Annotated in this window: 13 protein-coding genes; all 13 read left to right on the forward strand. The window is 60.3% G+C overall.

Annotated features, from left to right (window positions below; genetic code table 11):
• The first annotated feature begins 120 nt into the window (after positions 1-120).
• Positions 121-567 (forward strand): NUDIX hydrolase, encoded by a 447-nt coding sequence (locus tag TU73_RS26325; RefSeq protein ID WP_057014614.1) that lies wholly within the window; start codon positions 121-123, stop codon positions 565-567.
• Between the two features lie 59 nt (positions 568-626).
• Positions 627-1,751 (forward strand): tRNA 2-thiouridine(34) synthase MnmA, encoded by a 1,125-nt coding sequence (mnmA, locus tag TU73_RS26330; RefSeq protein ID WP_057014615.1) that lies wholly within the window; start codon positions 627-629, stop codon positions 1,749-1,751.
• Positions 1,748-2,371 (forward strand): high frequency lysogenization protein HflD, encoded by a 624-nt coding sequence (gene hflD / locus TU73_RS26335; RefSeq protein WP_057014616.1) that lies wholly within the window; start codon positions 1,748-1,750, stop codon positions 2,369-2,371. The genes mnmA and hflD overlap by 4 nt, the downstream gene beginning before the upstream one ends.
• Before the next feature lie 125 nt (positions 2,372-2,496).
• Positions 2,497-3,867 carry an adenylosuccinate lyase gene (purB, locus tag TU73_RS26340; RefSeq protein WP_034120246.1) on the forward strand — a complete coding sequence of 457 codons (1,371 nt, stop codon included), beginning with the start codon at positions 2,497-2,499 and terminating at the stop codon, positions 3,865-3,867.
• 84 nt (positions 3,868-3,951) lie between these two features.
• A complete protein-coding gene (locus tag TU73_RS26345) occupies positions 3,952-5,118 on the forward strand; it encodes a ribosomal protein uL16 3-hydroxylase (RefSeq protein ID WP_057014617.1) in 1,167 nt (388 codons plus the stop codon).
• Positions 5,111-5,533 carry a GNAT family N-acetyltransferase gene (locus TU73_RS26350; RefSeq protein WP_057014618.1) on the forward strand — a complete coding sequence of 141 codons (423 nt, stop codon included), beginning with the start codon at positions 5,111-5,113 and terminating at the stop codon, positions 5,531-5,533. The genes TU73_RS26345 and TU73_RS26350 overlap by 8 nt, the downstream gene beginning before the upstream one ends.
• A gap of 224 nt (positions 5,534-5,757) precedes the next feature.
• Positions 5,758-6,495, forward strand: coding sequence for a secretin N-terminal domain-containing protein (locus tag TU73_RS26355; RefSeq protein WP_057014619.1), 738 nt, complete (start codon positions 5,758-5,760; stop codon positions 6,493-6,495).
• A gap of 494 nt (positions 6,496-6,989) precedes the next feature.
• Positions 6,990-8,315, forward strand: coding sequence for an isocitrate lyase (gene aceA, locus TU73_RS26360; protein ID WP_057014620.1), 1,326 nt, complete (start codon positions 6,990-6,992; stop codon positions 8,313-8,315).
• 642 nt (positions 8,316-8,957) lie between these two features.
• Positions 8,958-9,371, forward strand: a complete 414-nt coding sequence (locus tag TU73_RS26365) for an NADH-quinone oxidoreductase subunit A (RefSeq protein ID WP_003219575.1) — start codon at positions 8,958-8,960, stop codon at positions 9,369-9,371.
• A gap of 10 nt (positions 9,372-9,381) precedes the next feature.
• Positions 9,382-10,056: a NuoB/complex I 20 kDa subunit family protein gene (locus tag TU73_RS26370; protein ID WP_003174719.1), complete on the forward strand. Its 675-nt coding sequence runs from the start codon at positions 9,382-9,384 to the stop codon at positions 10,054-10,056.
• Positions 10,057-10,128: 72 nt separating this feature from the next.
• The gene (gene nuoC, locus TU73_RS26375; protein WP_057014621.1) at positions 10,129-11,913 is read left to right on the forward strand and encodes an NADH-quinone oxidoreductase subunit C/D; all 1,785 of its coding nucleotides are present in this window, start codon (positions 10,129-10,131) and stop codon (positions 11,911-11,913) included.
• Between the two features lie 2 nt (positions 11,914-11,915).
• The gene (gene nuoE, locus TU73_RS26380) at positions 11,916-12,413 is read left to right on the forward strand and encodes an NADH-quinone oxidoreductase subunit NuoE (RefSeq protein WP_003232080.1); all 498 of its coding nucleotides are present in this window, start codon (positions 11,916-11,918) and stop codon (positions 12,411-12,413) included.
• Positions 12,410-13,765, forward strand: a complete 1,356-nt coding sequence (gene nuoF, locus TU73_RS26385; protein ID WP_027606325.1) for an NADH-quinone oxidoreductase subunit NuoF — start codon at positions 12,410-12,412, stop codon at positions 13,763-13,765. Before nuoE ends, nuoF begins: the two co-directional genes overlap by 4 nt.
• Positions 13,766-13,859 lie beyond the last annotated feature (94 nt).

Consider the following 13,859-nt stretch of genomic DNA (forward strand, 5'->3'; position numbering starts at 1 on the left):
GCGGGTGGCTTGCTCGCGAAAGCGGAGTGTCAATCAGCAGGCATATTGACTGAACGATCGCATTCGCGAGCAAGCCCGCTCCCACACTGACCGCGTCACACCCTGAATCGAGGTTTTTCAATGACCTGGCTCCCCCACATCACCGTCGCCACCATCGTTGAAGACAACGGCCGTTTCCTGATGGTCGAAGAACTCAAGGGCGGCCGCGCCGTGCTCAATCAGCCCGCCGGCCACCTGGACCCGAACGAAACCCTCACCGAAGCCGCCGTGCGCGAAACCCTCGAGGAAACCGGCTGGGACGTCGAAGCCACCGGCATCGTCGGCATCTACCTCTACACCGCCCCCAGCAACGGCGTGACCTATCAACGGGTCTGCTTCATCGCCAAAGCGCTGAAACACCACCCGGGCTATCAACTCGACGAAGGCATCCTGCGCGCCCGCTGGCTGACCCGTGACGAGCTGATGGCCGTGCGCGACGACTGGCGCAGCGAGCTGATCATCCGCTGCATCGATGATTATCTGGCCGGCCAGCGCCACAGTCTCGAATTGATCCGCCCTTCTCTTTAGCCTTAGCGGCCCGGGCCTGATAGAATCGCGTCCTTTTTCAAGACACCCGTTGAAACCCTATGCGTGATCCAGCCCCTTCTGACACACAAAAGAAGCGCGTCATCGTCGGCATGTCCGGCGGCGTGGATTCTTCCGTTTCCGCCGTTCTGCTCATGGAGCAGGGTTATGAGGTGGAAGGCCTGTTCATGAAGAACTGGGAAGAAGACGATGGAACGGAATATTGCACCGCCATGGACGACCTGGCGGACGCCCAGGCCGTGTGCGACAAGATCGGCATCAAGCTGCACACCGCCAACTTCGCCGCCGAGTACTGGGACAACGTGTTCGAACACTTCCTGGCCGAATACAAGGCCGGGCGCACACCGAACCCGGACATCCTGTGCAACCGCGAGATCAAGTTCAAGGCGTTCCTCGACTACGCCATGATGCTCGGCGCCGACCTGATTGCCACTGGCCACTACGTGCGCCGTCGCGATATCGATGGCCGCACCGAACTGCTCAAGGGCCTGGACCCGAACAAGGACCAGAGCTACTTCCTGCACGCCGTCGGCGGTGAACAGATCGCCAAGACCCTGTTCCCGGTGGGCGAGTTGGAAAAGCCTGAGGTGCGCAAGATTGCCGAGAAACACGGCCTGGCCACTGCCAAGAAGAAAGACTCCACCGGGATCTGCTTTATCGGCGAGCGCCGCTTCAGCGATTTCCTCAAGCAGTACCTGCCGGCGCAGCCGGGTGAAATCAAGACCACCGAAGGCGAAGTGATCGGCCGCCACCACGGCCTGATGTACCACACCATCGGCCAGCGCCAGGGCCTGGGCATCGGCGGCTTGAAAGATGCAGGCGAAGAGCCGTGGTACGTGCTGGTCAAGGACCTGGAAAACAATGTGCTGATCGTCGGCCAGGGCAACGAGCACCCACTGCTGTTCTCCGGCGCCCTGCTCGCTTCCGAGATCTACTGGGTCAACCCGATCGACTTGAGCACGCCGCGTCGCCTGACCGCCAAGGTGCGCTATCGCCAGAGCGACCAGCCTTGCACCCTGGAGAAAACCGCCACGGGCTACCGTGCCACCTTCGATGACCCGCAACGCGCGGTCACTCCTGGCCAGTCCGTGGTGTTCTATGACGGCGAAATCTGCCTGGGCGGCGGCGTGATTGAAGTCGCGCAAGCCTGGAGCAACCCGGCATGAGCCCGACCCAGGAGCAATTGACCGCACTCGGCGGGGTATTTCTCGCCGCCGTGCTGGTGGACAAGATCGCCAAGACCGGCCAGGTTACTGAAGCCGGCCTGGCCTGCATGCTCGGCAGCCTGCTGATTCGCGACCCCAAGGACACCCTGGAGGTCTATGGCGGTGACGACCTGGCCCTGCGCGAAGGTTATCGTGCACTGATCGGCGCCCTGGAGCGCGACCCCAGCACCTTGCAGCGCGAGCCATTGCGCTATGCCTTGTCGATGCTCGGCCTTGAGCGCCAATTGGCCAAGCGTGACGACATGCTGGAAACCATCGGCAAGCGCCTGCCGCAGATCCAGTCCCAGGTGGAACACTTCGGCCCGGCCCACGAAAACGTGATCGCTGCCTGTGGCGCGTTGTACCAGGACACCTTAAGCACCTTGCGCCAACGTATCCAGGTGCACGGCGACATGCGCAACCTGCAACAACCCAACAACGCCTCGAAAATCCGCGCGCTGCTCCTGGCCGGTATTCGCTCGGCGCGGTTGTGGCGGCAGTTGGGCGGTCATCGCTGGCAGCTGGTGATCAGCCGGCGCAAATTGCTCAAAGAGCTTTACCCGTTGATGCGCAACGAATAAGTCGCAGCGACAGACCCATTTCAAGCCGTTACGCGTAATACGCCGGTCAGTTGGCAACGGACCGGCGGATTTTTTCATGTATGATACGCGCCCCATTTCGTTGCCCGACTGTCCGAGAACACCCCATGCAGCTCTCTTCGCTCACTGCGGTTTCCCCTGTTGACGGCCGCTACGCCGGCAAAACCCAGGCCCTGCGCCCTATTTTCAGCGAATACGGCCTGATCCGTGCCCGCGTTCTGGTTGAAGTGCGCTGGCTCCAGCGCCTGGCCGCTCACCCCGCCATCAGCGAAGTGCCGGCATTTTCGGCCGAGGCCAACGCTGTATTGAACACCCTGGCGGAAAACTTCTCCCTGGAGCACGCCGAGCGTGTGAAAGAGATCGAGCGCACCACCAACCACGACGTCAAAGCCATCGAATACCTGCTCAAGGAGCAAGCGGCCAAACTGCCGGAACTGGCCCAGGTCAGCGAGTTCATCCACTTTGCCTGCACCAGCGAGGACATCAACAACCTGTCCCACGCCCTGATGCTGCGTGAAGGCCGCGATGACGTCATGCTGCCCCTGATGCGCCAGACTGCCGAAGCCATCCGTGAGCTGGCGATCCGTTTCGCCGCCGTGCCAATGTTGTCGCGCACCCATGGCCAGCCGGCGTCGCCGACCACCCTGGGCAAGGAACTGGCCAACGTGGTGTACCGCCTGGAGCGCCAGATTGCCCAGGTCGCCGCCGTGCCTTTGCTGGGCAAGATCAACGGCGCCGTGGGCAACTACAACGCCCACCTGTCGGCCTACCCTGAGATCGACTGGGAAGCCAACGCCCGCGCCTTCATCGAAGACGAGCTGGGCCTGGGCTTCAACCCGTACACCACGCAGATCGAACCCCACGACTACATCGCCGAGCTGTTCGACGCCATTGCGCGCTTCAACACCATCCTGATCGACTTCGATCGCGATATCTGGGGCTACATTTCCCTGGGCTATTTCAAGCAGCGCACCATTGCCGGTGAAATCGGTTCGTCGACCATGCCGCACAAGGTCAACCCGATCGACTTCGAAAACTCCGAAGGCAACCTGGGTATCGCCAACGCCCTGTTCCAGCACCTGGCCAGCAAGTTGCCGATCTCCCGCTGGCAGCGCGACCTGACCGACTCCACCGTATTGCGCAACCTCGGTGTCGGCTTTGCCCACAGCGTGATCGCGTATGAAGCCAGCCTCAAAGGCATCAGCAAGCTGGAGCTCAACGAGCAGAAGATCGCCGCTGACCTGGACGCCTGCTGGGAAGTATTGGCCGAGCCGATCCAGACCGTGATGCGCCGCTACAACATCGAAAACCCCTACGAGAAGCTCAAGGAGTTGACGCGCGGCAAGGGCATCAGCCCCGAAGCACTGCAAACTTTCATTGACGGCCTGGACATGCCAGCCGCCGCCAAGGCCGAGCTGAAACTGCTCACCCCGGCCAACTACATCGGTAACGCTGTAGAGCAAGCCAAGCGCATCTGATTCAAGCAAGCCCCTTTGAGACGCCCGGCCGCGCCGGGCGTTTTTATTCCTGTCTTAAAAGTGCTTTTTTTCAATAGGTTACACATGAATCCTGACATTCCTCTTCAACTTCTGGGCGGCATCACGGCACGGGAATTCCTGCGCGACTACTGGCAGAAAAAGCCGCTGCTGATCCGCCAGGCCATCCCTGATTTCGAAAGCCCGATTGACGCCGACGAACTCGCCGGCCTGGCCCTGGAAGAAGAAGTCGAGTCGCGCCTGGTGATCGAACACGGCGAACGCCCGTGGGAGCTGCGTCGCGGCCCGTTCGCCGAAGACGCCTTCAGCACCCTGCCTGAGCGTGAGTGGACCTTGCTGGTGCAAGCGGTCGACCAGTTCGTGCCGGAAGTAGCGGAACTGCTGGAGCACTTCCGCTTCCTGCCGAGCTGGCGCATCGACGATGTGATGATCAGCTTCGCCGCGCCGGGCGGCAGCGTCGGCCCGCACTTCGACAACTACGACGTGTTCCTGCTGCAAGCCCAAGGCAAGCGCAACTGGAAGATCGGCCAGATGTGCAGCTCCGAAAGCCCGCTGCTGCAACACGCCGACCTGCGCATTCTGGCCGAATTCGAAGAGACCGCCGAATGGGTGCTGGAACCGGGCGACATGCTCTACCTGCCGCCGCGCCTCGCTCATTTCGGCATTGCCGAAGATGACTGCATGACTTACTCGGTGGGCTTCCGCGCCCCAAGCGCCGCTGAAGTGCTGACCCACTTCACCGACTTCCTCAGCCAGTACCTGACGGATGAAGAACGCTACACCGACGCCGACGCCCAGCCAGTCAGCGACCCGCACCAGATCCAGGGCGACGCCCTCGACCGACTCAAGGGCCTTTTGGCCGAACACATGAGCGACGAGCGCATGCTGTTGACCTGGTTCGGCCAGTTCATGACCGAACCGCGCTACCCCGAACTGGTAGCCGGCGAAGAGCTGGGCGAAGAGGATTTCATCAGCAGCCTGCAAGACGGCGCGATCCTGGTGCGCAACCCAAGCGCTCGCCTGGCGTGGTCCGAAGTCGATGACGATGTACTGCTATTTGCCAGTGGCCAGAGCCGTTACCTGCCAGGCAAGCTGCGTGAGCTGCTGAAGCTGGTGTGCTCGGCCGATGCGTTGCACAGCGAGAACCTCGGCGACTGGTTGGCGGACGAAGACGGCCGCGACCTGCTGTGCGAATTGGTCAAGCAAGGCAGCCTGGGGTTTGCGGATGAATAAGATTCACGTAAGTGTCGCGGACTGGCAAAAGGATATCGCCGAGATTCGGCGCATTCGTGAAGCGGTATTTATCGCTGAACAATCGGTTCCGCCTGAACTGGAGTGGGACGCGGACGACGCTGGCGCCATGCATTTCCTCGCATTTGAAGGCGACTTTCCCATTGGTACCGCGCGCCTGCTGCCCAGCGGCGAAATTGGTCGCGTGTCGGTGCTCAAGGATTGGCGCGGCTTGAAGGTGGGCGACAAGCTGATGGAAGCGGTGATTGACGTGGCTGAAAAGCGTGGTCAGACCAAGCAGTTTCTCAGTGCGCAGGTGTATGCGGCGCCGTTTTATGAGCGGTTGGGTTTCAAGATCGTCAGCGATGAGTTTCTTGAAGTCGGGATTCCGCATGTGGACATGGTGCGCGAGGGCTGAAGACCGCGTCGCCTTTATCGCAGGCAAGCCAGCTCCCACATTTGACTGCATTCCAAGGGATGTATTCGGTCAAGGGTGGGAGCTGGCTTGCCTGCGATAGCTATTTCAGCAACACCCTAAATGCCCTGCCATGTCAGGGCATTTTGCCGTCTACGATTCAACTTGCGCCCCGCCAGGCCGACAAACTGGCACTATCAAGCAAATGACTCGCAGAGATAACGGACATGTCCCTACGCACCCTGCTCACCGCCCTCCTCCTGACCGCCAGCGTTTCGGCCATGGCCGACACCCAAGTCGTCAACCTGAGCAACCGCACCAGCGCCGACCTGCTGCCTGTAGCCCAGAACTTCATCGGCAAGGACGGCACTGTCAGCGCCTACGGCAACCAGTTGATCGTCAATGCACAGCCCGACAAGATCGAGGGCTTGCGCACCTTGCTCTCACAATTGGACTCACCGGCCAAGCGCCTGCTGATCACCGTCGACACCAACGAAAATAACCAGCAGAACAGCGGTGACAGCCAAACGCGCATCATCAGTTACGGCACCACCAGCCGTGATGGCGGTATTCAGCAGATCCAGGCCAGCGAAGGCGTGCCAGCGTTGATCCAAGTGGGCCAGAGCGTGCCGCTGACGACTACACAGCAGGACAGCTACGGGCGCCTGCAGAACCAGACCCAGTATCGCAACGTTACCCAGGGTTTCTACGTGACCGCCAGCGTCACCGGTGAGACCGTACACCTGGCCATCAGTACCAACCGTGACCGCATGAGCCAGGAACGTCCCGATGTAGTGAACGTGCAGAGTACCGACACAACCGTCAGCGGGCGCCTGGGCGAATGGATCACGCTGGCGGGCATCAATCGTGAAACCCAGGCCGATAAATCCTCTACAACCCGCAGCTATTCTACTCAGGGCCGCGATGACCTGACTTTGCGGGTCAAGGTCGACACCCTGAACTGAAGCACCGAAAACTGACTGATGAGTCGTATGAGACTAAAGATGTAGTGCCTGAAAAAAAGCACTACAAACCATTTGACGATCCAAAAAAGCATGGGCATGATGGCCTCGCTCCCGCTAATCAGGGGCCCTGGCAAGGGCCTTCGGATCGCCGCTCCAAGCTACCCACCCGAGCCGATTCGTGTCTGTACCGCCCACAAGGCGTGTTTGACGAGGTTGCGACTGGAACGAAGTTGTCCCGAGGGACGGAAGCTAACCAGGTAACCCGGCTACACACTGATGGATCGTACAAAGGCCCACGACGCCCGAAGACCGTTCGCAGTTTGCCTTTACCTGCTCAACTCCGCCTTGAGCCACTCGTTCATCCCGTCGCCTTCCCCGCCAAGTCCGGCTTGACCACCTGAGCTTCTGGTCAGCGAGCAGCCATCACCACGCATTCAATCCGTGGCTGGCAAATGGAATTTTCCACCTAGACCTATGCGACGAGGTTTTTCCCCATGGCACTGACACGCGAACAGCAAATTGCAGCCCTTGAAAAAGATTGGGCTGAAAACCCACGCTGGAAAGGCGTGACCCGCGCTTATTCCGCTGCTGACGTCGTCCGCCTGCGTGGCTCGGTTCAACCTGAGCACACCTTTGCAAAACTCGGCGCCGAGAAGCTGTGGAACCTGGTCACCCAAGGCGCCAAGCCGTCCTTCCGTCCCGACAAAGATTTCGTCAACTGCATGGGTGCCCTCACTGGCGGCCAGGCAGTACAACAGGTAAAAGCCGGTATCCAGGCGATCTACCTGTCCGGCTGGCAAGTGGCAGCGGACAACAACTCCGCTGAATCCATGTACCCCGACCAATCGCTGTACCCGGTGGACTCGGTTCCAACCGTGGTCAAGCGCATCAACAACTCGTTCCGTCGTGCCGACCAGATCCAGTGGAAAGCCGGCAAGAACCCGGGCGATGAAGGCTACATCGACTACTTCGCCCCCATCGTGGCTGACGCCGAAGCCGGTTTCGGCGGCGTACTGAACGCCTACGAGCTGATGAAGAGCATGATCGAGGCTGGCGCTGCCGGCGTGCACTTCGAAGACCAGCTTGCGTCGGTGAAGAAATGCGGCCACATGGGCGGCAAGGTACTGGTACCGACCCAGGAAGCCGTACAAAAGCTGACCGCTGCCCGTTTGGCCGCTGACGTTGCCGGTACACCGACCATCATCCTGGCCCGTACCGATGCCAACGCCGCAGACCTGCTGACGTCGGACTGCGACCCGTACGACAAGCCGTTCGTCACCGGCGAACGTACCCAGGAAGGCTTCTATAAAGTCCGCGCCGGCCTCGACCAAGCCATTGCCCGTGGCCTGGCCTACGCGCCTTACGCTGACCTGATCTGGTGCGAAACCGCCAAGCCGGACCTGGACGAAGCCCGCCGCTTCGCCGAAGCGATCAAGAAGGAATACCCGGACCAACTGCTGTCCTACAACTGCTCGCCTTCCTTCAACTGGAAGAAGAACCTGGACGACGCGACCATTGCCAAGTTCCAGCGCGAGCTGTCGGCCATGGGCTACAAGCACCAGTTCATTACCCTGGCAGGCATTCACAACATGTGGCACAGCATGTTCAACCTGGCGCACGACTACGCCCGTAACGACATGACTGCCTACGTGAAGCTGCAAGAGCAGGAATTCGCTGACGCCGCCAAAGGCTACACCTTCGTGGCGCACCAGCAGGAAGTGGGCACTGGCTACTTCGACGACATGACCACCGTGATCCAGGGCGGTACTTCGTCGGTGACCGCGCTGACCGGTTCGACCGAAGAAGATCAGTTCCACTAAGCACCGCGTACACGGCCACTGCAGCCCCAAGGAAGACCTAACCGCAGTGCCGCACAACAATCACGCCCCGACTGGTTCGGGGCGTTTTTTTTGCCTCGGGATCACCGAAAATCAAAGGTGGGAGCTGGCTTGCCTGCGATGGCGACGGGTCAGTGGCAGGTGTATCAGCTGATCCACCGCCATCGCAGGCAAGCCAGCTCCCACATTGACCGCGCCCTACCCATAGGTTTTGCGCAAAACATTGATCCAGAGCGGTATCCGCGCACATCAAATCGGTTAAAAGAACCGTTGCGGCAACTAAGCGGCACTCAACCAAGTAACGGCAACTTCCCCCGCCACATGAGAAACCATCGCTTAAACCCCACGCAAACAATATTCATTATCATTTAGCGCTTAAAAACTTCGTTACAGCTTAAACAAAACATAATTGATGAAAAGCCCGCTAATGCCCACACTACAAGGGCTACAGCTCCATAAAGGTGCACTATGTGCTTATTCCACCGAATAATTTCACCCCAGGAATTTTACTTGCCCGGTGTTTAGCCATAAAATCACCGCGATTGATTGCAGTGCGACATATCGTCACTGCATCGTTACTTTTTCGAGCTCAGAGACCTTTGCTCTCTGTTAAGGATTTCCAGCATGACCGAAGCGACAGGACTCATGGCCCACAACTGGGGCTTTGCCATTTTCCTTCTCGGTGTTGTAGGCCTCTGCGCCTTCATGCTCGGCGTGTCCAGCCTCCTCGGGTCAAAAGCCTGGGGCCGCAGCAAAAACGAACCGTTCGAGTCCGGCATGCTGCCTACAGGTGGCGCCCGCTTGCGGCTCTCAGCCAAATTCTATCTGGTCGCGATGTTGTTCGTGATCTTCGATATCGAAGCCCTCTTTCTCTTTGCATGGTCTGTGTCCGTCCGCGAAAGCGGCTGGACCGGGTTCGTCGAAGCTCTCGTTTTCATAGCAATTCTGTTGGCAGGTCTTGTCTACCTGTTCCGAGTGGGCGCCCTTGACTGGGCTCCGGAAGCTCGTCGCAAGCGGCAGGCGAAGCTGAAACAATGAGGCTTTGGCAATGCAATACAATCTCACCAGGATCGACCCGGATGCTCCTAACGAGCAGTACCCCATCGGCGAACGGGAAACCGTTTCCGACCCGTTAGAAGACCAAGTCCACAAAAACATCTACATGGGCAAGCTGGAAGACGTGCTGAGTGGCGCGGTCAACTGGGGGCGTAAAAACTCCCTGTGGCCGTACAACTTCGGCCTTTCGTGCTGCTACGTGGAAATGACCACCGCCTTCACGGCGCCCCACGACATCGCGCGCTTTGGCGCCGAAGTGATCCGGGCATCACCGCGCCAGGCGGATTTCATGGTTATCGCCGGTACCTGCTTCATCAAGATGGCGCCGATCATCCAGCGTCTCTATGAGCAAATGCTCGAGCCGAAATGGGTTATTTCCATGGGTTCGTGCGCCAACTCCGGTGGCATGTACGACATCTACTCCGTCGTTCAAGGGGTGGACAAGTTCCTGCCCGTGGACGTCTACGTGCCTGGCTGCCCGCCCCGCCCCGAAGCATTCCTGCAAGGCTTGATGCTGTTGCAGGAATCAATTGGCAAGGAGCGTCGCCCGCTGTCCTGGGTCGTCGGCGATCAAGGCGTGTACCGCGCCGAGATGCCGTCCCAAAAGGAACAGCGCCGCGAACAGCGAATCGCAGTCACCAACCTGCGCAGCCCCGACGAAGTCTGATCCAGACCCGCTTCTTTTATAGAACGAAAACCTGGCTTCATTCTTTACGTTGACCGAAAGCGATAAAAAACCATGACTACAGGCAGTGCTCTGTACATCCCGCCTTATAAGGCAGACGACCAGGACGTGGTTGTCGAACTCAATAACCGTTTTGGCCCTGACGCCTTCACCGCCCAGGCCACACGCACCGGTATGCCGGTGCTGTGGGTGGCGCGTGCCAGGCTCGTCGAAGTCCTGACCTTCCTGCGCAACCTGCCCAAGCCGTACGTCATGCTCTATGACCTGCATGGCGTGGATGAGCGTCTGCGCACCAAGCGCCAGGGGCTGCCGAGCGGCGCCGATTTCACCGTGTTCTACCACCTGATGTCGCTGGAACGTAACAGCGACGTGATGATCAAGGTTGCCCTGAGCGAGAGCGACCTGAGCGTCCCGACCGTCACCGGTATCTGGCCCAACGCCAGCTGGTACGAGCGCGAAGTCTGGGACATGTTCGGCATCGACTTCCCGGGCCACCCGCACCTGACGCGCATCATGATGCCGCCGACCTGGGAAGGCCACCCGCTGCGCAAGGACTACCCTGCCCGCGCCACCGAATTCGACCCGTTCAGCCTGACCCTGGCCAAGCAGCAGCTTGAAGAAGAGGCTGCGCGCTTCCGTCCAGAAGACTGGGGCATGAAGCGTTCCGGCACCAACGAGGACTACATGTTCCTCAATCTGGGCCCGAACCACCCTTCGGCCCACGGTGCCTTCCGTATCATCCTGCAACTGGACGGCGAGGAAATCGTCGACTGCGTGCCGGACATCGGCTACCACCACCGTGGTGCCGAGAAGATGGCCGAGCGTCAGTCGTGGCACAGCTTCATCCCCTACACCGATCGTATCGACTACCTCGGCGGCGTGATGAACAACCTGCCGTACGTGCTCTCGGTCGAGAAACTGGCCGGCATCAAGGTGCCGGACCGCGTCGACACCATCCGCATCATGATGGCCGAGTTCTTCCGCATCACCAGCCACCTGCTGTTTCTGGGTACCTATATCCAGGACGTCGGCGCCATGACCCCGGTGTTCTTCACGTTCACCGACCGTCAGCGCGCCTACAAGGTCATCGAAGCCATCACCGGTTTCCGCCTGCACCCGGCCTGGTACCGCATCGGCGGCGTGGCCCACGACCTGCCGAACGGCTGGGAGCGCCTGGTCAAGGAATTCATCGACTGGATGCCCAAGCGTCTGGACGAGTACCAGAAAGCCGCCCTGGACAACAGCATCCTCAAAGGCCGCACCATCGGCGTCGCGCAGTACAACACTAAAGAGGCCCTGGAATGGGGCGTCACCGGTGCCGGCCTGCGCTCCACCGGTTGCGACTTCGACCTGCGCAAGGCGCGCCCGTACTCCGGCTATGAGAACTTCGAGTTCGAAGTACCGCTGGCGGCCAATGGCGATGCCTACGACCGTTGCATCGTGCGCGTCGAAGAAATGCGCCAGAGCCTGAAGATCATCGAGCAGTGCATGCGCAACATGCCGGCAGGCCCGTACAAGGCGGATCACCCGCTGACCACACCGCCGCCAAAAGAACGCACGCTGCAACACATCGAAACCCTGATCACGCACTTCCTGCAGGTTTCGTGGGGCCCGGTCATGCCGGCCAACGAGTCCTTCCAGATGATTGAAGCGACCAAGGGTATCAACAGTTATTACCTGACGAGCGATGGCGGCACCATGAGCTACCGCACCCGGATTCGCACCCCAAGCTTCCCGCACTTGCAGCAGATCCCTTCGGTGATCAAAGGCGAGATGGTCGCGGACTTGATTGCGTACCTGGGTAGTATCGATTTCGTTATGGCCGACGTGGACCGCTAAGCATGAATAGCACGCTTATCCAGACAGACCGTTTCACCTTGAGTGAAACCGAGCGCTCGGCCATTGAGCACGAGCTGCATCACTACGAAGACCCGCGCGCGGCGTCGATCGAAGCCTTGAAGATCGTCCAGAAGGAACGTGGCTGGGTGCCGGACGGCGCCCTCTACGCCATCGGCGAGATCCTCGGCATCCCGGCCAGCGATGTTGAAGGTGTGGCCACGTTCTACAGCCAGATCTTCCGCCAGCCGGTGGGCCGTCACATCATTCGCGTGTGCGACAGCATGGTCTGCTACATCGGCGGCCATGAGTCCGTGGTCAGCGAGATCCAGGCCAAGCTGGGCATCGGTCTCGGCCAGACCACCGCGGACGGCCGCTTCACGCTGCTGCCGGTGTGCTGCCTGGGCAACTGTGACAAAGCGCCGGCGTTGATGATCGACGACGACACATTCGGTGACGTACAGCCTGCTGGCGTGACCCAATTGCTCGAGGGCTACCCATGACCCTGACTTCCTTCGGCCCGGCCAACCTGATCAAGCGTTCGGCCGAGACTCACCCGCTGACCTGGCGCCTGCGTGACGACGGCGAGCCGGTATGGCTCGACGAATACCAGGCCAAGAACGGTTACGCCGCAGCGCGCAAAGCCTTCGCCGACATGGCCCAGGACGACATCGTCCAGACCGTGAAAGACGCGGGCCTCAAAGGCCGCGGCGGTGCGGGCTTCCCCACCGGCGTGAAGTGGGGCCTGATGCCCAAAGACGAATCCATCAACATCCGTTACCTGCTGTGCAACGCGGATGAAATGGAGCCCAACACCTGGAAAGACCGCATGCTGATGGAGCAACTGCCCCATCTGCTGATCGAAGGCATGCTGATCAGTGCCCGTGCGCTGAAAACCTACCGGGGCTACATCTTCCTGCGTGGCGAATACACCACCGCCGCCAAGCACCTCAACCGCGCCGTGGCAGAAGCCAAGGCCGCAGGGCTGTTGGGCAAGAACATCCTCGGTTCCGGTTTTGACTTCGAACTGTTCGTGCACACCGGCGCCGGGCGTTATATCTGCGGTGAAGAAACCGCACTGATCAACTCACTCGAAGGCCGCCGTGCCAACCCGCGCTCCAAGCCGCCCTTCCCAGCCGCCGTCGGCGTGTGGGGCAAGCCGACCTGCGTGAACAACGTCGAGACCCTGTGCAACGTGCCGGCGATCATCGCCGACGGCGTGGACTGGTACAAATCCCTGGCCCGTGAAGGCAGCGAAGACATGGGCACCAAGCTCATGGGCTTCTCCGGCAAGGTCAAGAACCCGGGCCTGTGGGAACTGCCGTTCGGCGTGACCGCCCGCGAGCTGTTCGAGGACTACGCCGGCGGCATGCGCGACGGCTACACCTTGAAAGCCTGGCAACCTGGCGGTGCCGGCACCGGCTTCCTGTTGCCCGAACACCTGGACGCCCAGATGTATGCCGGCGGCATCGGCAAGGTGGGCACCCGCATGGGTACCGGCCTGGCGATGGCGGTGGACAACACGGTGAACATGGTGTCGTTGCTGCGCAACATGGAGCAGTTCTTTGCCCGTGAATCCTGCGGCTTCTGCACCCCATGCCGTGACGGCCTGCCGTGGAGCGTCAAGCTGCTGATGGCCCTGGAAAACGGTGAAGGTCGTGAGGGTGATATCGAAACCCTGCTGGGCCTGGTCGGTTTCCTCGGCCCGGGCAAGACCTTCTGTGCTCACGCACCGGGCGCCGTGGAGCCATTGGGCAGCGCAATCAAATACTTCCGCTCGGAGTTCGAAGCCGGCATCGCGCCCACCAGCGCCGCCGTCCCGCCTCTGGCGAGGCCGATCGTAGTCGGCGCGTAACGCTTAAAACAGGCGAAGGGTTCGTGCCCGTAGCCTGTCATGTGCTGACGCCGTAAAGGCTGTGTAGATGCACATGAATAACAAGATTCCATTA

It is taken from the genome of Pseudomonas libanensis, from assembly GCF_001439685.1.
Lineage (GTDB): Bacteria > Pseudomonadota > Gammaproteobacteria > Pseudomonadales > Pseudomonadaceae > Aquipseudomonas > Aquipseudomonas libanensis.

Bases quoted from the DNA above. Each gene is read 5' to 3' on its own strand.
- TU73_RS26325 (WP_057014614.1), top strand. From the start codon at position 121: ATGACCTGGCTCCCCCACATCACCGTCGCCACCATCGTTGAAGACAAC.
- mnmA (WP_057014615.1), top strand. From the start codon at position 627: ATGCGTGATCCAGCCCCTTCTGACACACAAAAGAAGCGCGTCATCGTC.
- hflD (WP_057014616.1), top strand. From the start codon at position 1,748: ATGAGCCCGACCCAGGAGCAATTGACCGCACTCGGCGGGGTATTTCTC.
- purB (WP_034120246.1), top strand. From the start codon at position 2,497: ATGCAGCTCTCTTCGCTCACTGCGGTTTCCCCTGTTGACGGCCGCTAC.
- TU73_RS26345 (WP_057014617.1), top strand. From the start codon at position 3,952: ATGAATCCTGACATTCCTCTTCAACTTCTGGGCGGCATCACGGCACGG.
- TU73_RS26350 (WP_057014618.1), top strand. From the start codon at position 5,111: ATGAATAAGATTCACGTAAGTGTCGCGGACTGGCAAAAGGATATCGCC.
- TU73_RS26355 (WP_057014619.1), top strand. From the start codon at position 5,758: ATGTCCCTACGCACCCTGCTCACCGCCCTCCTCCTGACCGCCAGCGTT.
- aceA (WP_057014620.1), top strand. From the start codon at position 6,990: ATGGCACTGACACGCGAACAGCAAATTGCAGCCCTTGAAAAAGATTGG.
- TU73_RS26365 (WP_003219575.1), top strand. From the start codon at position 8,958: ATGACCGAAGCGACAGGACTCATGGCCCACAACTGGGGCTTTGCCATT.
- TU73_RS26370 (WP_003174719.1), top strand. From the start codon at position 9,382: ATGCAATACAATCTCACCAGGATCGACCCGGATGCTCCTAACGAGCAG.
- nuoC (WP_057014621.1), top strand. From the start codon at position 10,129: ATGACTACAGGCAGTGCTCTGTACATCCCGCCTTATAAGGCAGACGAC.
- nuoE (WP_003232080.1), top strand. From the start codon at position 11,916: ATGAATAGCACGCTTATCCAGACAGACCGTTTCACCTTGAGTGAAACC.
- nuoF (WP_027606325.1), top strand. From the start codon at position 12,410: ATGACCCTGACTTCCTTCGGCCCGGCCAACCTGATCAAGCGTTCGGCC.